At 71.1% G+C, this 17,341-nt stretch carries 15 protein-coding genes; 6 read left to right on the forward strand and 9 right to left on the reverse strand.

What is annotated here, in order from left to right:
- Window positions 1-105: 105 nt before the first annotated feature.
- A complete protein-coding gene (locus ABD073_RS10160) occupies window positions 106-1,374 on the reverse strand; it encodes a M18 family aminopeptidase (protein ID WP_343874278.1) in 1,269 nt (422 codons plus the stop codon).
- 108 nt (window positions 1,375-1,482) lie between these two features.
- On the opposite strand from ABD073_RS10160, the gene ABD073_RS10165 reads away from it, so the two are divergent.
- Window positions 1,483-3,084, forward strand: coding sequence for a DNA recombination protein RmuC (locus ABD073_RS10165; RefSeq protein ID WP_343874280.1), 1,602 nt, complete (start codon window positions 1,483-1,485; stop codon window positions 3,082-3,084).
- 22 nt (window positions 3,085-3,106) lie between these two features.
- The gene (ilvA, locus tag ABD073_RS10170; RefSeq protein ID WP_343874282.1) at window positions 3,107-4,372 is read left to right on the forward strand and encodes a threonine ammonia-lyase IlvA; all 1,266 of its coding nucleotides are present in this window, start codon (window positions 3,107-3,109) and stop codon (window positions 4,370-4,372) included.
- A 12-nt stretch (window positions 4,373-4,384) separates the two neighbouring features.
- On the opposite strand, the gene ABD073_RS10175 is transcribed toward ilvA, so the two are convergent.
- From ABD073_RS10175 to ABD073_RS10185, 3 genes are all read right to left on the reverse strand, one after another.
- Window positions 4,385-5,104 carry a hypothetical protein gene (locus ABD073_RS10175; RefSeq protein ID WP_343874283.1) on the reverse strand — a complete coding sequence of 240 codons (720 nt, stop codon included), beginning with the start codon at window positions 5,102-5,104 and terminating at the stop codon, window positions 4,385-4,387.
- Window positions 5,105-5,282: 178 nt separating this feature from the next.
- Window positions 5,283-5,915, reverse strand: coding sequence for a GOLPH3/VPS74 family protein (locus tag ABD073_RS10180; protein ID WP_343874284.1), 633 nt, complete (start codon window positions 5,913-5,915; stop codon window positions 5,283-5,285).
- A 79-nt stretch (window positions 5,916-5,994) separates the two neighbouring features.
- Window positions 5,995-6,963, reverse strand: coding sequence for a 4-hydroxy-3-methylbut-2-enyl diphosphate reductase (locus ABD073_RS10185; RefSeq protein WP_343874286.1), 969 nt, complete (start codon window positions 6,961-6,963; stop codon window positions 5,995-5,997).
- 130 nt (window positions 6,964-7,093) lie between these two features.
- On the opposite strand from ABD073_RS10185, the gene xseA reads away from it, so the two are divergent.
- Together xseA and ABD073_RS10195 are read left to right on the forward strand one after the other, a co-directional pair.
- On the forward strand, window positions 7,094-8,359 hold the full coding sequence (gene xseA, locus ABD073_RS10190; protein ID WP_343874288.1) for an exodeoxyribonuclease VII large subunit: 1,266 nt from the start codon (window positions 7,094-7,096) through the stop codon (window positions 8,357-8,359).
- Complete coding sequence (locus ABD073_RS10195; RefSeq protein WP_343874289.1) at window positions 8,359-8,583, forward strand: exodeoxyribonuclease VII small subunit; 225 nt, start codon at window positions 8,359-8,361, stop codon at window positions 8,581-8,583. The genes xseA and ABD073_RS10195 overlap by 1 nt, the downstream gene beginning before the upstream one ends.
- Window positions 8,584-8,641: 58 nt before the next feature.
- Here the strand turns inward: ABD073_RS10195 and ABD073_RS10200 are convergent, their stop codons facing one another.
- Complete coding sequence (locus tag ABD073_RS10200; RefSeq protein WP_343874290.1) at window positions 8,642-9,157, reverse strand: DUF4245 domain-containing protein; 516 nt, start codon at window positions 9,155-9,157, stop codon at window positions 8,642-8,644.
- Window positions 9,158-9,230: 73 nt separating this feature from the next.
- Window positions 9,231-10,565, reverse strand: coding sequence for an RNA 5'-3' helicase PhoH2 (gene phoH2 / locus ABD073_RS10205; protein ID WP_343874292.1), 1,335 nt, complete (start codon window positions 10,563-10,565; stop codon window positions 9,231-9,233).
- A gap of 272 nt (window positions 10,566-10,837) precedes the next feature.
- On the opposite strand from phoH2, the gene ABD073_RS10210 reads away from it, so the two are divergent.
- Window positions 10,838-13,183: a glycoside hydrolase family 31 protein gene (locus ABD073_RS10210; protein WP_343874295.1), complete on the forward strand. Its 2,346-nt coding sequence runs from the start codon at window positions 10,838-10,840 to the stop codon at window positions 13,181-13,183.
- A 1-nt stretch (window position 13,184) separates the two neighbouring features.
- Here ABD073_RS10210 and ABD073_RS10215 read toward each other — a convergent pair whose 3' ends face one another.
- Window positions 13,185-13,628 (reverse strand): deoxycytidylate deaminase, encoded by a 444-nt coding sequence (locus ABD073_RS10215; RefSeq protein WP_343874297.1) that lies wholly within the window; start codon window positions 13,626-13,628, stop codon window positions 13,185-13,187.
- Between the two features lie 145 nt (window positions 13,629-13,773).
- Entirely contained in the window at window positions 13,774-14,724 is a 951-nt protein-coding gene (locus tag ABD073_RS10220) for a cation diffusion facilitator family transporter (RefSeq protein ID WP_386751670.1), read from the reverse strand.
- A gap of 108 nt (window positions 14,725-14,832) precedes the next feature.
- Here ABD073_RS10220 and ABD073_RS10225 point away from each other — a divergent pair, with 108 nt between their 5' ends.
- On the forward strand, window positions 14,833-16,368 hold the full coding sequence (locus ABD073_RS10225; RefSeq protein ID WP_343874298.1) for a patatin-like phospholipase family protein: 1,536 nt from the start codon (window positions 14,833-14,835) through the stop codon (window positions 16,366-16,368).
- 25 nt (window positions 16,369-16,393) lie between these two features.
- Here ABD073_RS10225 and ABD073_RS10230 read toward each other — a convergent pair whose 3' ends face one another.
- The gene (locus ABD073_RS10230) at window positions 16,394-17,173 is read right to left on the reverse strand and encodes an HAD-IIA family hydrolase (protein ID WP_343874299.1); all 780 of its coding nucleotides are present in this window, start codon (window positions 17,171-17,173) and stop codon (window positions 16,394-16,396) included.
- Between the last annotated feature and the right edge of the window lie 168 nt (window positions 17,174-17,341).

The raw sequence follows: 17,341 nt of genomic DNA on the forward strand, positions 1-17,341 counted from the left end.
CGTGAAGCGGGCCATCGGCTGCCATGCTGTTGCAGAATCCGAGCATGGCACGGCAGACCAGCCGCTCAGGCCATCACTCCAGATCCTGCGCGGCACGGGGACGGCTCAGGCGCCGGCCCAGTAGGCCTCCAGCGCCCGCTTGAAGTACCAGGGATCCTCGACGCCGCACAGCTCGCGCGCCGAGTGCATGCTGAGCAGCGGGATGCCCACGTCGACGGTGGTGATGCCCAGCCGGGTGGCGGTGAGCGGTCCGGTGGTGGAGCCGCAAGGCACGGCATTGTTGCTCACGAAGGGCTGGGTGGGCACGTCCGCGGCCTCGCAGGCCCGCTTCCACAGCGCGCCGCCGATGCCGTCGGTGGCATAGCGCTGCTGCGCGTTGATCTTGAGCAGCGGTCCCTGGTTGGGCAGCGGGTGGTTGTTCGGGTCATGCATGTGCACGTAGTTGGGGTGCACGGCATGCCCGGCGTCGGCGGAGATGCACGAGGAGCGCGCCAGCATGGCGCGGTAGCCGGCCGCGTCCAGGCCCAGGCCGGCGGCCAGCCGCACCAGCACGTCCTCCAGGAAGGGGCCGCAGGCGCCGGAGCGGGTGGCCGAGCCCACCTCCTCGTGGTCGAAGGCGGCCAGCACCGCCACGTCGCGGCCGGGCTCGACGTCGAGCAGGGCCTGCAGGCTGGCGAAGACGCTGGTCAGGTTGTCCATCCGCGGCGAGGCGAAGAACTCCTCGTGCGGGCCGAAGACGGCCGGCGGCTCGGTGGTGAAGGCGTAGATGTCGTGGTGCGCCAGGTCTCCGGCATCGATCCGGGCCTGCTGGCAGAGGTACTCCTCCACGTCCAGCTCGGTGTCCAGGCTGAGCACCGGCATCAGGTGCTGCTGCTTGTCCAGGTGCAGGTTGTCGTTGACGCTGCGGTCCAGGTGGGGCGCGAGCTGCGCGATCCGGGCGATGGCGCCGGTGCGCACCAGGCTGGCGGTGCCGTCGATGGTCACCAGGCGCCCGGCCAGGCCGATCTCGCGGTCCAGCCAGGAGTTGAACAGCGGCCCGCCGTAGACCTCCATGCCGATCTGGCGCCAGCCGGCCGTGGTGGTGGCGGCATTGGGCTTCAGCTTGAACGAGGGCGAATCGGTGTGGGAGCCGACGATCCGGAAGCCGGAGTCCTGGTCCACGCCCTCGGGCACCAGCCAGGCGATCAGCGCGCCGTCGCGCACCACGAACTGCCCGCCGCTGACCCGTTCCCAGGCGGTGCGCTCGTCGAGCTGGGTGAAGCCGGCCCCGCGCAGCAGCTGGGCCATGGTGTCCACGGCGTGGTAGCTGGTGGGAGAGGCGGTCACGAAGTCGGCGAAGGTGCCGATGAGGTCGAGTGCGGCGTCGCTGGGCATGGCTGCAGTATTCCAAAGCCCGACGAACAGCTGCCGCAGGGGGCCGAAGCCGGGGGCCGCGGAGCGGGCTGCACGGAATTGTCAGAGGCGTCGTGCAGAGTGGAGGACATGGACACCACCGCTGTGATCATGCTCCTCGTCGGGCTGGCCCTGGGACTGCTGGTCGGCATCGTCGCCGCCCGGATGGTGGCCCGCGCCCAGTCGGACACCCAGGCCGCGCAGGCCCGGGAGGATGCAGCACGCGCCCGCACCGACCTGGCCGCTGCCCAGGCCGAGGGTGCCCGGGCCCACGGCCTGGCATCCGATGCCCGCGCCGAGACCGAGCGGGTCCGCGCCGAGGTGGCCCGGCTGCGCACCGAGTTCGCGGAGGCGGACGCGGAGGTGGCCGAGGCCCGCTCCGAGGTGGCCCATGCCCAGGCCCTGACCGCCGCGGCGCTGGCCGAGAAGGCCGACGTGGCCTCCCGGCTGGCCTCGATGGAGGCCCAGCGTGATGCCGCACTCAAGCGCGCGGAGGACCTGGCCGCGGACCGCGACTCCCTGGTGGACCGCTTCAAGGTGCTCTCCGCCGAGACCCTGGAGCGCCAGGGCAAGGCCGCCGATGCCACCGCCGAGCAGCGGCTGCGCGCCACCGAGCAGCTGATGGCCCCGGTCAAGGAGAGCCTGCAGCTGATGAACGAGCGGATCGCCGAGGTGGAGAAGGCGCGCGCCGGCTTCTCCGCGGAGCTGCGCGAGCAGGTACGCAGCGTCGTGGTCACCGGCGAGAACCTGCGCCGCGAGACCAGCGCGCTGTCCACCGCGCTGCGCAAGCCGCAGGTGCGCGGCGCCTGGGGCGAGCTGCAGCTCAAGCGGGTGGCCGAGATCGCCGGCATGTTGGAGTACTGCGACTTCCTGCAGCAGGCCACCACCCAGACCTCCACCGACCAGACCATCCGGCCGGACATGAAGGTGCTGCTGGGCGAGGGCAAGTTCATCTACGTCGACTCCAAGGTGCCGCTCAGCGCCTTCCTCGACGCGCAGGAGGCCCGCGACGAGCAGGCCCGCGAGGCGGCCCTCAAGCTCTTCGGCCGCAACGTCAAGACCCACGTGGACCAGCTCTCCGCCAAGAACTACTGGAAGGCCGATCCGGCCACGCCCGAGTTCACCGTCCTGTTCATCCCCAGCGAGGCGCTGGCGGCGGAGGCGCTGAGCCAGATGCCCGACCTGCACGAGTACGCCGCGGGGCGCAACATCATCCTGGCCTCCCCCACCACCCTGATCGGGCTGCTCCGGGCCGTCGCCTACTCCTGGAAGCAGGCCGCGCTGGCCGACTCGGCCGCGGAGGTCTTCAGCCTGGGCCGCGAGCTCTACGATCGGCTGGGCAGCCTGGGCAGCAACTTCGACAAGCTGGGTCGCTCCCTGCAGAGCTCGATGAAGGCCTACAACGCCGCCGTCGGCTCCATGGAGACCCGGGTGATGGTCACCGCCCGTCGCTTCCGGGACCTACAGGTCACCGACAAGGAGCTGGAGCAGGTGCGCACCGTCGAGGAGCCGCTGCGCCAGATCTCGGCCTCCGAGCTGGTGGAGAATGCCGGCCAGGTGGAGACCATCATCGGGCGCGCCGACGAGCGGGCCGAGCGCGAGGCGCTCACCCGTGGCGAGCCGAGCATCGAGGAGCTGGTGGACTCCGACTCCCCCGTGCTGCCGTTGATGGAACGCAAGCGCTCCAGCTGACCGGGCTCCGTAGGATTGCCCGGTGAACACCCTGACTGAGCTGTCCGCCCTCGTCGACGACGCCACCACCCGCCTCTACGGGGTGGCCAACCGCACGCCCCTGCAGCGCAACGAGCGGCTCAGCGAGGCCACCGGCGCCGAGGTCTGGCTCAAGCGCGAGGACCTGCAGCCGGTGCGCTCCTACAAGCTGCGCGGCGCCTTCAACCTGATCAGCACCCTGTCGGAGGCGGAACGCGCTGCCGGTGTGGTCTGCGCCTCCGCCGGCAACCACGGCCAGGGCGTCGCCTGGAGCTGCGCCCGGCTGGGCATCAAGGGCAAGATCTACGTCCCCTCCACCACCCCGCGGCAGAAGCGTGACCGGATGATCGCCCTGGGCGGCGAATGGGTGGAGCTGGTGGTGGTCGGCGACACCTATGACGAGGCCGCCGCGGCCGCCAAGCAGGAGTGCCAGCTCACCGGGGCCACCATGGTGCCCGCCTTCGACGACCTGCGCACCGCCGCCGGCCAGGGCACCGTGGCCCGCGAGATCATCGAACAGCTCGGCCACACCCCCGACGTGCTGCTGGTGCCGGTGGGCGGCGGCGGCATGCTCGCCGGGTGCGCCGCGGTGCTGTCCACCCGCCCGGGCACCCGCGTCGTCGGCGTCGAGCCCTCCGGGGCGGCCTGCATGGCCGCCGCGCTCAAGGCCGGCGAGCCGGTGGACCTGCCCAGCATCGAGACCTTCGTCGACGGTGCCGCCGTCCGCAAGGCCGGGGCCGTCACCTTCCCCTTGGTGCAGGAGGCCGGCGTCGAGCTGGTCACCGTGCCCGAGGGCGAGATCTGCACCGAGATGCTGGCCATGTACCAGACCGACGGCATCATCGCCGAGCCCGCCGGGGCGCTGGCGGCCGCAGCCCTGCGCTCGGCCCGCAACACGCCCGCCGTGGTGGTGGAGCCCGGCCAGAGCGTGGTGGCCATCGTCTCCGGCGGCAACAACGACGTCTCCCGCTATGCCGAGATCGTAGAACGCTCCCTGATCCAGGAGGGTCGCAAGCACTACCTGCTGGTGCACTTCCCGCAGGAGCCGGGAGCGCTGCGCCGCTTCCTCGACGAGGTGCTGGGCAGCGAGGACGACATCACCTACTTCGAGTACGTGAAGCGTTCCAACCGCGAGATCGGGCCCGCCCTGGTGGGCATCGAGCTGGGCGACCCGACCACCTACTCGTCGCTGCTGCAGCGGATGTCGGCCTCCGGCATCCAGGCCGAGGTGGTCAGCCCCGATTCCCCCTTCTACCGCTTCCTGGTCTGAACCGGCCGACGATCAGTTGCACACGGTGAGGCCACCGTCGACGAGCTCGGCGGCCAGCTCCCGGTAGGGCGTGGGGTCGTCGCCCCCGGTCACCACCACCGTGAGGGTCACCATGGTGAACTCTCGCCCGGTCAGGTACCACTGCTGGCCGGTGGCGGGCAGGCCGTCCACCTGGAAGGTCGCGGTCCGCGTCGCGGCGGTCATCCCGGCGGCCTGCGTGACGGCGCTGGTTCCCGGGCGGTAGCCGCCCAGGTTGCCGTCGCGGGCGGCGCGGCGGTCCCCCTCTGCGGCCTGGCGGGCCAGTCGCTCCGGGTCGCTCGCCCCCTGCTCATTGCTCCAGTGGCGCACGCGCACCGTGGACCGTGGCCGGCCCGGCTTGGAGAACTCCCATCCGGTGGACTCGGCATCGCTGTCCAGGGTCACCACCCACTCGCCCCGGTAACGGGCCTGGATGAACCCGCCGGGCAGCTGGCCGGGCGTCTTCACCACCTCGTCGACGGGCCTGACGCCCATCACGGGGAAGGCCTCCGGGGCGAAGCCGGGAACGGCCCGGTCCGCGATCGCCGCGGGATCAGGAGCCTCCTGCGGCAACCGGCGGGAGACGGACCAGGCGACCAGGCCCAGCACCAGCGCTCCGCAGGCCACGAAGACAACGGGCCAGAGCAGGACCACGGCCACCAGGACACAGCTGGAGCGCTCGGCGCCCTGCCCGCCGCGACCCGGCAGCCCCATGGCTCGTCCACCTCTCGACGACTACGCCACGATCCTGTCCCGCCCCGGGGCCAGTTGCCGCGTGGATCCGCCGGACGGCAGTCGAAGCTCAGGTGAACTCCAGATGCCCCGGTGCTCGACGCCGGGCGATCGGCGCCCGTTGGTCACCCAGGGGCACCGTGGCGCCGACGTCCGTCGATCAGCCGGCCGCTGCAGCCGACTCGGAGGCGACGCGCGCCTTCTCCCCGCCCTTGAGCAAGGCCAGGGCTGCCGCCGGCAGCTCCCGTGCGGAGCGCTCCTCGACACGGCTGCGCTGCTCCCGGTACTCAGGGCCCAGCAGCTGCTTCTCCAGCCGCCCGATGCGCAGGCCCCAGGCCAGCAGCAGGGCACGGGCCGACGGCTGCGAGCCGGAGGCCTCCGCGAGCGTGGTGGTGCTCACCTGGCGCGTCGCCTCACGGCTCGGCAGGTGGTGGTCGACGGGGAACAGGCCGAGGGCCTTCGCCTGCTGCGGGCGCACGGCCCCCAAGGCGGTGAGCTCCTCCAGCACCGAGGTGTCAGCACCTCGCCGCAGCCGGCGCACCAGGGCCTGGGGCTTGCGGGGCTTGTCCTGCTGGACGGCGTCGAGCTGCCGGTCCAGCAGGGCGATGCCGGTGGGTGTCGGGTCGACGACGGTCACCAGGCCGTCGCGGATCTCCAGGCGACCGCGCAGGGCCAGCTCAGCGAGCAGCAGGCTCGGGATGGCATAGCTCATGGCCTGGGCGCGGCGACGGGCCCCCGACTCGGGGTCGAGGGCGAGCAGTTCCAGTTCGTGGGCGGCGGTTGGCATCTCCATGGCAGCACGCTAGACGCGCCGGCCCGGCGGCGGCATCCGTCGCGAGGAGGAGATCAGCCGTCCGCCAGCCGACGGAGGCTCAGTGACGGATGGCGTGCTTGGGCAGGTCCTTGCGCAGCTCGGGCGGCAGGGCGAAGGTCAGCGACTCCTCGATCAGCCGCTCCTCGGTGGCCTTGGGGAAGCCCTTGCTCTCCAGGTAGTCCAGCACCCCGTCGACCAGTTCCTCGGGCACCGAGGCGCCGGAGGTGACGCCGACGTTGTCGACGCCCTGCAGCCAGGCCTCGTCGATCTCACCGGCATTGTCGACGCGGTAGGCAGCCTTGGCGCCGGCCTCCAGGGCCACCTCCACCAGGCGCACCGAGTTGGAGGAGTTGCGCGAACCCACCACGATCACCAGGTCTGAGTGGGCGGCGATCTGCTTCACGGCCAGCTGGCGGTTCTGGGTGGCGTAGCAGATGTCGTCGCTGGGCGGGCTCTGCAGCAGCGGGAACTTGGTCTTGAGCCGGTTGACGGTCTCCATGGTCTCGTCGACGCTCAGCGTGGTCTGGCTCAGCCAGACGATCGGCTTGTCGGTGGGCAGGTCCACGGAGTCCACGTCGTCGGGGGTCTCGACGAGCGTCATGTGCTCGGGGGCCTCACCCATGGTGCCCTCCACCTCCTCGTGCCCGGCGTGGCCGATCAGCACGATGGGGAGCTCCTGCTTGGCGAAACGCTTGGCCTCGTGGTGCACCTTGGTGACCAGCGGGCAGGTGGCGTCGATGGTCTTGAGCTGGCGCTCGGCGGCCTGCTCGTGGACCGCGGGGCTGACACCGTGGGCGCTGAAGACGACGGTGGCGCCCTCGGGCACCTCGTCCAGCTCCTCGACGAAGATGGCTCCGCGCTGCTCCAGCGTCTCCACCACGTGCTTGTTGTGCACGATCTGCTTGCGCACGTAGACCGGTGCCCCGTAGGTGTCCAGGGCCTTCTCGACGGTGATCACGGCTCGGTCGACGCCGGCGCAGTAGCCCCGCGGGGCGGCGACGACGACATGCTTCGCGGATTCGCTCATGGCCCCAGTCTAGGTGCCGCACGCCGCCCGCTCATCCGGGTCACAGCGGGCACTCGTCATGCGGCCACGGCGGCACCGCCCGGGTGCGCCTGCCCCTGCCAGAGCGGGTCGAAGCCCTAGGCTGGCGGGCATGGCGATGGAGAGCTCCCCCGAACAGCCGCAGCCGCTGGGCCGCGTGGTGATGGCGGTCAAGGGCTGGGTGGAGCGCTGCGGAGCCGTCTGGGTGGAGGCGCAGGTGATCCAGATCAACCGTCGCGCCGGCAGCTCGACGGTCTTCATGGTGATGCGCGACCCGCTGGCGCAGACCTCGGCCAGCGTCTCCTGCTCCACCGCCGTGCTGGACGCCGCCGGCCCGCTCACCGAGGGCGCCACCGTCACCGCCTGGGTGAAGCCCACGGTCTGGAGCAAGAACGGCAGCCTCAGCTTCGAGTGCCGTGAGATCCGCGCCTCCGGCGAGGGTCGCCTGCTGGCGGAGCTGGAGAAGCGCAAGCGGCTGCTGCAGGCCGAAGGCCTTTTCGACCCGGCGCGCAAGAAGCGGCTGCCCTTCCTGCCCCGCACCATCGGCCTGGTCACCGGCGCCGACTCGGCCGCCGAGCGCGACGTGCTCACCAACATCGCGCTGCGCTGGCCGGCCGCCCGCGTCGAGGTGCGCCACGCCCTGGTGCAGGGCCCGAATGCGGCCGCCGAGGTGATGCAGCGCCTGGCCGAGCTGGACCAGCAGCCCGAGGTGGAGGTCATCATCCTGGCCCGCGGCGGCGGCTCCCTGGAGGACCTGCTGCCCTTCAGCGACGAGGGCCTGGTGCGCGCCGTCGCTGCCTGCCGCACCCCGGTGGTCAGCGCCATCGGCCACGAGCCGGACATGCCGATCGTCGACCTGGCGGCGGACCTGCGCGCCTCCACGCCCACCGATGCCGCCAAGCGCGTGGTGCCCGATGCCCGCGAGGAGTCGCAGCGCGTCAGCCAGGCCCTGGAGCGGATCCGCGGGGCGGTGGCCCAGCGGGTGGCCAACGAGCAGCGCCACCTGGACCAGCTGCGCTCCCGCCCGGTGCTGGTGGACCCGGCAGCCAGCTTCGGCTCCCACTACGACCGGCTGGAGACGCTGCGGATGCGCCTGGAGCACGCCACCGAGCGGCTGCTCAGCCGCGAGATGACCGCGGTGCAGCACGACCTGTCCCGGGTGCGGGCGATGAGCCCCAAGGCCACCCTGGAGCGGGGTTACGCGATCCTCGTCGACGGCGAGGGCGACAGCGTCAGCTCCATCCACGACGTGGACCTGGACGACGACGTGATGGCCTACCTGGCCGACGGCAAGCTGACCCTGGGCGTGCGCGGGATCGAGGATCCCACCGGCCAGGCCAGCGCCAGCATGGACGACTACGACTTCGAGGAGGACTGATGGGCGAGAACGCATCCCAGCCCGAGATGGGCTACGAGCAGGCGCGCGAGGAGCTGGCGGAGGTGGTGCGCAAGCTGGAGTCGGGCGGCGTGCCGCTGGCCGACTCGATGGCGCTGTGGGAGCGCGGCGAGAAGCTGGCCGCCATCTGCCAGCAGTGGCTCGACGGTGCCAAGGCGAAGATCGACGCGGCCCGTCAGGCGCAGACCCCGGCCGAGCAGGACTGAGCCCAGCCGGACCACGCCCAGCAGGACCGAGTCCGGCGGGACGCCGCCGGGGCGGATCTCAGCGCAGCATCCCGGCGAAGGCCTCGGCCTGCTCGTAGGAGCCGTCGGCGCAGGCCACCGTGGTGGTGGGCTTCGGCTTCTCGGCCACGTTGACCAGGCAACGGGTGCGGCCGTCCTCGCTGACATAGCGGGTCCAGCTGCGGCCGTTGACGGTGCTGGTGCCCTCCTCGACGCCCTTGCGAGTGGCGTCGTCGACGAAGACGCGCTGGCTGGTGCCGGGGCGCTGCTTGAGCTCGTAGTAGGTCTGGCCGGCCACCTGGAAACCGAGCTCCAGCTGGTCGTCGGAGAACTTCGCCCGTACCGGCTTCCAGTCGGCCGGCAGCACGGTGGGTGCCAGCACGGTCATGGTGCCCTCGTCGCGGGCGGCCTGCGTGATCGGCTCCCACGGGGCGATCGCCACGCTCGGCTCGTCGGGCACCTGGGAGAAGAAGCCGTAGATCAGCGCCGCCGGCACCAGGATCACCGCGAGGGAGATCAGCATGTCCAGCGCGGTCTTCTTCTTCGTCTTCGCCACCCGGGCATCCTAGCCGGGTCGTGCGCCGGACCCGACCGTCGTCTCCCCCGGCCTCCCACCGGCTGGCGACGCCTCAGATGCCCTCCTCCAGCATCTCGGTGACCAGCGCGGCGATCGGCGAACGCTCGGAGCGGTTCAGCGTGACATGGGCGAACAGCGGGTTGCCCTTGAGCCGCTCCACCACCGCGGCGATGCCGTCGTGCCGGCCGACGCGCAGGTTGTCGCGCTGGGCCACGTCGTGGGTCAGCACGACGCGGGAGTTCTGGCCGATCCGGCTCAGCACGGTGAGCAGCACATTGCGCTCCAGGCTCTGCGCCTCGTCGACGATCACGAAGGCGTCGTGCAGGGAGCGGCCGCGGATGTGGGTCAGCGGCAACACCTCGAGCATGTCCTGGGCGATCACCTCGTCGATCACGTACTTGTTGGTGACCGCACCCAGGGTGTCGAAGACGGCCTGGCCCCAGGGGGCCATCTTCTCCCCCTCGGTGCCGGGCAGGTAGCCCAGGTCCTGCCCACCGACCGCGTACAGCGGCCGGAAGACCACCACCTTGCGGTAGAGCCGACGCTCCAGCACAGCCTCCAGCCCGGCGCACAGCGCCAGCGCGGACTTGCCGGTGCCGGCCCGCCCGCCCAGCGAGACGATGCCCACCTCCTGGTCCATCAGCACGTCCAGCGCGATCCGCTGCTCCGCGGAGCGGCCGTGCAACCCGAAGACCTCACGCTCGGAGCGCACCAGCTTCACCCGCCCGTTGGCCAGCTTGCGGCCCAGCGCGCTCGACGAGCCGGTGCTCAGCACCAGCCCGGTGTTGGTGGGCGCCTCGATCGCCTCCAGCACCTCGGCCTCGCCCTGCTCGTAGAGCCGGTCGACCACGTCGCCGGGCACGTCGAGCTCGACGATGCCGGTCCAGCCGGTGTCCACCGCCAGCTCGGCGCGGTACTCCTCGGCCTCCAGCCCCACGACGGAGGCCTTGACCCGCATCGGCAGATCCTTGCTCACCACCACCACGTCGTGGCCCTCGGCCGACAGGTTGATGGCCACCGCCAGGATGCGCGAGTCGTTGTCGCCCAGCCGGAAGCCGGCCGGCAGCCGGGCGGGGTCAGTGTGGTTCAGCTCCAGGTGCAGGGTGCCGCCGGCCTCGTTGACGGTGATCGGCTCGTCGAGACGGCCCTCACGCACCCGCAGGTCGTCCAGCAGGCGCAGCGCGCTGCGGGCGAAGTAGCCCAGCTCAGGATGGTGGCGCTTGGCCTCCAGCTCGGCCACCACCACGATCGGCAGCACCACGTGGTGCTCGTCGAAGCGCAGCAGCGCCCGGGGATCGCTGAGCAGCACCGAGGTGTCGAGCACATAGGTCCTGGTGAGGCTGGCGCTGGTCTGGTCGGTGCCGAGCTGCTGGGAGGGCTTGAGCACGGGAGCTCCTTCGTCGGTGAAGGGGGCCACCCGGTGCCGGCCGACCCCCTCGGGTCAGGGTCGGGGCGGTGCACAGGACGGGTCAGGAAGTGGGAGTCCAACTGCTCCCGGGGCCACCTGGGGTCCGTCCATGCCGCCAAGCTACGTCGCGACGAGCCCGCCGCCGCAGAGCACGCCGACGGCTTCACCAACTGTTCAACCACCGTGCACCCGGCCCGGGTCAGCTACTGCCGCGAGGTCCGTCGCGGCGCCGGCCCACCTAGGCTGGGGACATGCCCGTGCTGCCGCCCCAGTTCCACCTGCCCACCACGCCGCTGGCCCGCCCCGAGTCGGTGGTGCAGGGCACGAACGTCCGCTTCACCGTGCTCACCGAACGGCTGCTGCGCCTGGAGTACTCCCCCACCGGCAGCTTCGAGGACCGTGCCACGCAGGTGGTGATCAACCGTGACCTGCCCACGCCTGACTTCAAGGTCTTCCGCGACGGCGAGCGGGTGCAGATCATCACCCGCTACCTGCACCTGGACCATGCCGGCGGCGAGTTCAGCGCCGAGAACCTCAGCGTCAAGGAGCTCACCGGTGGCTACCACTCCATCTGGCGCCCCGGGCAGGAGGCCGACAGCGCCTTCAGCCAGTACGTCGGCAAGCGAACCCAGCTGGGCGGCACCGCCCGCACCCTCGACGCGGTGGACGGCCCCACCGACCTGGAACCCGGCCTGGCCAACGAGCTGGGCATCACCAGCCTCGACGACTCCGCCTCGCTCGCCCTGGTCGACGACTGGGTGGCGCAGCGCATCCCCGGCAATGTGGACGTCTACGTCTTCGCCTACGGCCACGACTACCCGGCGGCGGTGGCGGACTTCTACCGGATTTCGGGGCGCCAGCCGGCGCTGCCGCGCCACGCCCTGGGCAACTGGTGGAGCCGCTACCACCCCTACACCGACCAGGAGTACCAGGCGCTGATCACCCGCTTCGAGGCCGAACGGCTGCCCTTCAGTGTCGCCGTGGTGGACATGGACTGGCACCTGACCAGCATCGATCCCCGCTTCGGCGCGGGCTGGACCGGCTACACCTGGAATCCGGACCTCTTCCCCGACCACGTCGGCTTCATGGCCTGGCTCCACGAGCACGGGCTGAAGATCAGCCTGAACGTGCATCCCGCGGAGGGGGTGCGGGCCTTCGAGGAGGCCTATCCGCGAATGGCCGAGGCGCTGGGGATCGACCCGGCCACGGAGCTGCCGGCCAGTTTCGACTTCGCCGACCCGGCCTTCATCCGTGCCTACTTCGAGCAGCTGCACCACCCGATGGAGGCCGAGGGCGTCGACTTCTGGTGGGTGGACTGGCAGCAGGGCGCCACCAGCCGCATCCCGGGCCTGGACCCGCTGTGGATGCTGAACCACTGCCACTTCCTGGACTCGCAGCGCGACGGGGAGCGCGGGCTCACCTTCAGCCGCTATGCCGGGCCCGGCTCGCACCGCTACCCGGTGGGCTTCAGCGGCGACACGGTGGTCACCTGGCAGTCGCTGCACTTCCAGCCCTGGTTCACCGCGACGGCCTCCAACATCGGCTACGGCTGGTGGAGCCATGACATCGGTGGCCACATGTTCGGCCACAAGGACGACGAGCTGGCCACCCGCTGGCTGCAGTTCGGCGTCTTCAGCCCGGTGAACCGGCTGCACTCGTCGAACGGCGCCTTCTTCGGCAAGGAGCCGTGGCGCCACGGTCCGGTGGCGGAGCGGATCATGGGTGACTTCCTGCGGCTGCGCCACCGGATGGTGCCCTGGCTGTTCACCGAGAACGAGGCCTCCAGCCGTGAGCTGCGCCCGCTGCTGCGCCCGATGTACTGGACCGAGCCGGAGGAGCTGGCGGCCTACCAGTGCGACAACCAGTACTGGTTTGGCCGCGACCTGCTGGTGGCCCCGCTGACCAGCCCCACCGTCGCGGGTACGCGCACCGCCTCGACCACGCTCTGGCTGCCGGAGGGTGACTGGGTGGACTTCTTCACCGGCCTGTCCTACCGGGGCGGGCGCCGGGTGACCATGCACCGCCGGCTGGACTCGATCCCCGTCCTGGCCCGGGCCGGCGCCATCGTGCCGCTCACCGGGCAGGACGCCGACGGGCAGGACCTGCTGCGCATCGAGATCCCCGAGTCGCTGGAGCTGCGCGTCTTCGCCGGCGCCGACGGCAGCTACACGCTGGTCGAGGACGACGACCGGCTGGAGCCGCGCACCGTGCGCACCCGTTTCGACTACCACCACGACAGCGGTGAGCTGGTGATCCATCCCGCCGAGGGCGAGCTGGACCTGCTGCCGGCCCAGCGCCGCTACCGGCTGGTGCTGGTGGGCGCCGGGACCGAGCAGGTGGTGGAGCTGGGCGAGGTGCCCACCGCCACCGGCGCGAGCGCGCGGTTCGATGGTCCGCGCGAGTTCGACAACCAGGTGGCCGAGCGGCTGTTCACCCTGCTGGACCGCGCCGAGATCGGCTTCACCACCAAGCAGCAGTGCTACGACGCGATCACCGAGAACCCCACCGCCGCCCGCCGGATGGCGGTGCTGCGCGCGCTGGAGCTCGACCCGGTGCTGCTCGACGTGCTCGCCGAGGTGGTGCTGGCCCGGGAGTGAGTCAGAAGGCGACGAGCTGCTCGGCGGCCAGCTCGCCCTGGGGCCAGACGGCGCGCACGATGCCCGCGGCGGCCAGCGCCTTGCGGCAGCCGGGGCAGGGCTCGTCGGTGATGTAGGCCACGGCGCCCTTGGTGTCGCGGGTGCTGAACAGCAGTGCATTCACCTCGGCGTGGATGGCGATGCAGAAGCCGGGTGTGCCGGGCCGGTCGTAGTCGCCCAGCCCGGGCACCTGGTCATAGGAGAGCTGGCCGCGCGGGCAGGCGCCCTCCAGGCAGTCGGGGCGGCCCGGGGCGGCGCCGTTGTAGCCGGTGGCGATGATGCGACGGTCCAGCACCAGCAGCGCCCCCACCCGTCGTCGGGTGCACTTCGCCCGGGCGGAGACCGCCGTGGCGATCCCCAGGAAGTACTCGTCCCAGCTGGGGACCGCGTGCGACTGCTGCGTCATGGGGGAATCCTAGGGGCCGTCGAGCTGAAGTGTGGATGGGCGTGTGCATCCACACATCAGCCGAGGCACACCGCCCCACCGGGAGCGCTGGCAGGCCCCGGGAGCGCCGTGGGGACCGCCCCTCCGGCGGAGCACGCAGCGAGGATCAGTTGAAGCCGAAGTCGTAGTCGTCGTAGGAGCGAGGGTCCTCGATCGGCTCGATGTGGATCATGATGTGCAGGTCCGGGTAGAGCTTGAGCAGCTCCTGCTCGATGTCCTCCACCAGGTCGTGGCCGGCCTGCACGGTCCAGGCGCCCGGCACCAGCAGGTGCATGTCCATGAAGCGACGGTTGCCCGACTCGCGGGTGCGCACCGCGTGGAACATCACGTGCTCCTGCTTGAAGCCCTCCAGCACGCCGCGGATGGCGGCGTTGTCCTCCTTGGGCAGGCTCACGTCCATCAGCCCGGCGGTGGACTCGCTGATCAGCTTCCAGCCGGTGAACAGGATGTTGATGCCCACTGCGAAGGCCACCACGGCATCCAGCCGGGGCCACCTGGTCAGCCAGACCAGCAGCACGCCCACCACGACGCCCACCGAGGTCCACACGTCGGTGAGCAGGTGCTTGCCGTCGGCGGTCAGCGTCATGGAGCGGTACTTGCGGCCGGCGCGCAGCAGCACCCAGGCCACCGTGCCGTTCAGCACGGAGGCCAGCACCGAGACCAGCAGGCCGACGCCCACGTTCTCCAGCGGCTGGGGGTGCAGGAAGCGCTCGACGGCGGTGACCATGATCACCGCGGCCGCCACGAAGATCATCACGCCCTCCACCGCGGCGGAGAAGTACTCGGCCTTGGAGTGGCCGAAGTTGTGGTTCTTGTCGGCCGGCTTGATGGCCACCCGCAGCGCGATCAGCGCCACGACGGCCGCCACCAGGTTCACCACGGACTCGGCGGCGTCGGAGAGCAGGCCCACCGATCCGGTGATCCGCCAGGCAAAGGTCTTCAACGCGATGGTGCCCAGGGCGGCGGCGATGGACAACCAGGCGAACCGGGTCAGGTCCACCGGGGCCTGACGGGCCACGGATGGTCCGGCGACGGGGGCGGCCGGATCGGCGGGGATCGAGGGAGCTTCCTTCACCCCACCATTCTTCCCCAGCCGTCGGCGGGCCTGAAACCCCGCTCAGCAGCGGCACATCACGGCAAGCCAGGGCGGCGTTAGGCTGGATCCATGGCTCGTCGCGGTTGGCTGGGGATCCCCGGCGTCACCTCGCTGCTGCAGAACCGAGAGCAGCGCGAGGGCCTGGTGCTGTCGGGCGGCGGCTCGAAGGCCAGCTTCCAGATCGGTGCCCTGCGCTACCTCTACGAGCGGGCCGGCATCGCCCCCACCGTGATGGTGGGCACCAGCGCCGGGAGCATCCTCACCGCCCTGCTCGCGCAGTCCGCCGACCCTGCCGCCCAGGCCGCCTCGGTGCGTGAGCTGGAGCGGTTGTGGCTGGGCATGGAGCGCCAGAGCGACATGTTCACCGAGCGTGAGTGGTTCCGTCGCTTCCGCTCCCGCGGCCCGGAGCTGATGGCCCTGGTGCAACGTGACCACTCCTCCTCCCGGCTGGGCTGGCGCAGCCAGGCCAACCTGCCGCGGATCCAGCTCCCCTTCACCAAGGGCTTCACCATCGACCCGGAGGATGCCCCGCAGCAGCGCTCCCAGCACGAGGAGCCGCACGACGAGCAGGAGGGCGAACCGCTCAGCCCGCAGCTGGAGACGCTGGCGCTGGCCACCCGGGATCCAGAGGTGGAACCGGCCGAGCTCTCCCCCACCACCGTGATGGCCGTGCTGGCCGGGCTGAGCCGGATGCGCGGCGTCGGGCAGGACCTGGGCCTGATCCTGTCGGGCGCGGAGAAGACCCGCTCCATGTACATCCCCGGCCCGATCCTGCGCGAGCTGCTGGGCAGCGGCATCTTCGACTCCACCAAGGTGGCGGCCTCCGGCGTCACCGTACGCATCGCGCTGACCGCGCTGGAGAGCGGCGAGCTGCGCTTCATGCGCGAGGACGGCACCATCGTGGACCGCGACGACGTGCCGATCGGCGGCAACCGCCACGACTTCAGCCGCGGTGTGCTCGCCTCCTGCTCCATCCCCGCGGTCTTCGTCCCGGTCCCGCTGGACGACGAGACCTATGTGGACGGCGGGGTGCGCGAGAACCTGCCCGCCGAGATGGCGGTGGGCCACCTGGGCTCCAGCCCCACCTGGGTGGTCACTTCGAACGCCCCGGGCACCGGCGTCCACGAGAGCTATGCCCGCAAGGACATGATCTCGGTGATGATGCGCGCCACCGAGATCATGAGCGACGAGACCGAGCGCGACGAGGTGGCCTATGCCCGCTCCGCCGGCGCGACGGTGATCGAGCCGGAGATGGACGTGCACGACTCGCTCACCATCGACCCCGGCCTGATCCGGATCAACATGGACTACGGCTGGATGCGCGCCGCGGAGGCACACTTGGGCCTGGGTGCCGCCGAGCAGGCGCTCACCCGCGAGGTGGTCGAGCTGCGGCGCGAGGCCTGGCAGCTGGAGAAGGACCTGCTGGACCCCCAGGTGCCGCACAACGAGCGCGACCTGCTGCGCCTGGCGCGGGTGAAGTTCGAGCTGCACGAGCGGGTGCCGCACCTGCGCCCGGAGGTGGCGCCCGAGGGCTGCGCCGGCTGGTGGATGCGCTGGGAGGCGCACCAGCCGCCCGCCGAGGTCGAGCCGCCCTGGCTGGTCTGAATCCGGACCGGGCTGGCCCGAGGGATCAGATCATGTCCTTGAGCTCGGCCACGCTCTCCACGATCAGGTCCGGGCGGTAGGGGAAGCGCTCCAGGTCCATCCGGCCGGTGATGCCGGTGAGCACCAGGACGGTGAACAGCCCCGCCTCCATGCCCGCGACGATGTCGGTGTCCATCCGGTCACCGATCATGGCGGTGGTCTCGGCATGGGCGTCGATCTTGTTCATGGCGGAGCGGAACATCATCGGGTTGGGCTTGCCCACCACGTACGGGCGACGGTTGGTGGCCGCGGTGATCATGGCCGCGGCAGCACCGGTGGCGGGCAGCAGGCCCTGGGCGCTGGGGCCCGTGGTGTCGGGATTGGTGGTGATGAACTTGGCGCCCGCGACGATGTGGCGGATGGCCTGGGTGATGGACTCGAAGGAATAGGTGCGGGTCTCGCCCAGCACCACGTAGTCCGGCTCGGTGGAGGTGAGGATGAAGCCGGCCTGGTGCAGTGCTGTGGTCAGGCCCGCCTCCCCGATGGCGTAGACGCGGGCCCCGGGGCGCTGCCGCTGCAGGAAGTCGGCGGTGGCCAGGGCGGAGGTCCACAGGTTCTCCTCCGGCACGGTCAGGCCGGACATCTCCAGACGAGCGCTGAGGTCGCGCGGGGTCATGGAGGAGTCATTGGTGAGCACCAGGAAGCGGTGGGAGGTGTCGACCCAGCGCTGGATCAGCTCCGAGGCGCCGCCGATCGGCTCGTCCTCGTGGACCAGGACACCGTCCTTGTCGGTCAGCCAGCATTCGATGTCTCGAGGTGTACGCACGCCCCAACCCTAGGCGTGCAAGGCGACATCGGGGTGAACACCGCCAGCGCTTCCTCAGCTGGGGCCCGGTGCACCCCCAGCCGGGCGGGGCGAGTGACCCAGACGGCGCTCAGGATGGTCTTGGCCGGCGTTGTTAGTGTGGTCGGAACCCCCGACCTGAACGCCACA

Source organism: Luteococcus peritonei, from assembly GCF_039526385.1.
In the GTDB taxonomy this organism is placed as follows: Bacteria; Actinomycetota; Actinomycetes; order Propionibacteriales; family Propionibacteriaceae; genus Luteococcus; species Luteococcus peritonei.

Excerpts from the sequence above, each read along its gene's own strand:
- ABD073_RS10160 (WP_343874278.1), bottom strand. The coding sequence starts at position 1,374 with ATGCCCAGCGACGCCGCACTCGACCTCATCGGCACCTTCGCCGACTTC.
- ABD073_RS10165 (WP_343874280.1), top strand. The coding sequence starts at position 1,483 with ATGGACACCACCGCTGTGATCATGCTCCTCGTCGGGCTGGCCCTGGGA.
- ABD073_RS10175 (WP_343874283.1), bottom strand. The coding sequence starts at position 5,104 with ATGGGGCTGCCGGGTCGCGGCGGGCAGGGCGCCGAGCGCTCCAGCTGT.
- ABD073_RS10180 (WP_343874284.1), bottom strand. The coding sequence starts at position 5,915 with ATGGAGATGCCAACCGCCGCCCACGAACTGGAACTGCTCGCCCTCGAC.
- ABD073_RS10185 (WP_343874286.1), bottom strand. The coding sequence starts at position 6,963 with ATGAGCGAATCCGCGAAGCATGTCGTCGTCGCCGCCCCGCGGGGCTAC.
- xseA (WP_343874288.1), top strand. The coding sequence starts at position 7,094 with ATGGCGATGGAGAGCTCCCCCGAACAGCCGCAGCCGCTGGGCCGCGTG.
- ABD073_RS10195 (WP_343874289.1), top strand. The coding sequence starts at position 8,359 with ATGGGCGAGAACGCATCCCAGCCCGAGATGGGCTACGAGCAGGCGCGC.
- ABD073_RS10210 (WP_343874295.1), top strand. The coding sequence starts at position 10,838 with ATGCCCGTGCTGCCGCCCCAGTTCCACCTGCCCACCACGCCGCTGGCC.
- ABD073_RS10215 (WP_343874297.1), bottom strand. The coding sequence starts at position 13,628 with ATGACGCAGCAGTCGCACGCGGTCCCCAGCTGGGACGAGTACTTCCTG.
- ABD073_RS10225 (WP_343874298.1), top strand. The coding sequence starts at position 14,833 with ATGGCTCGTCGCGGTTGGCTGGGGATCCCCGGCGTCACCTCGCTGCTG.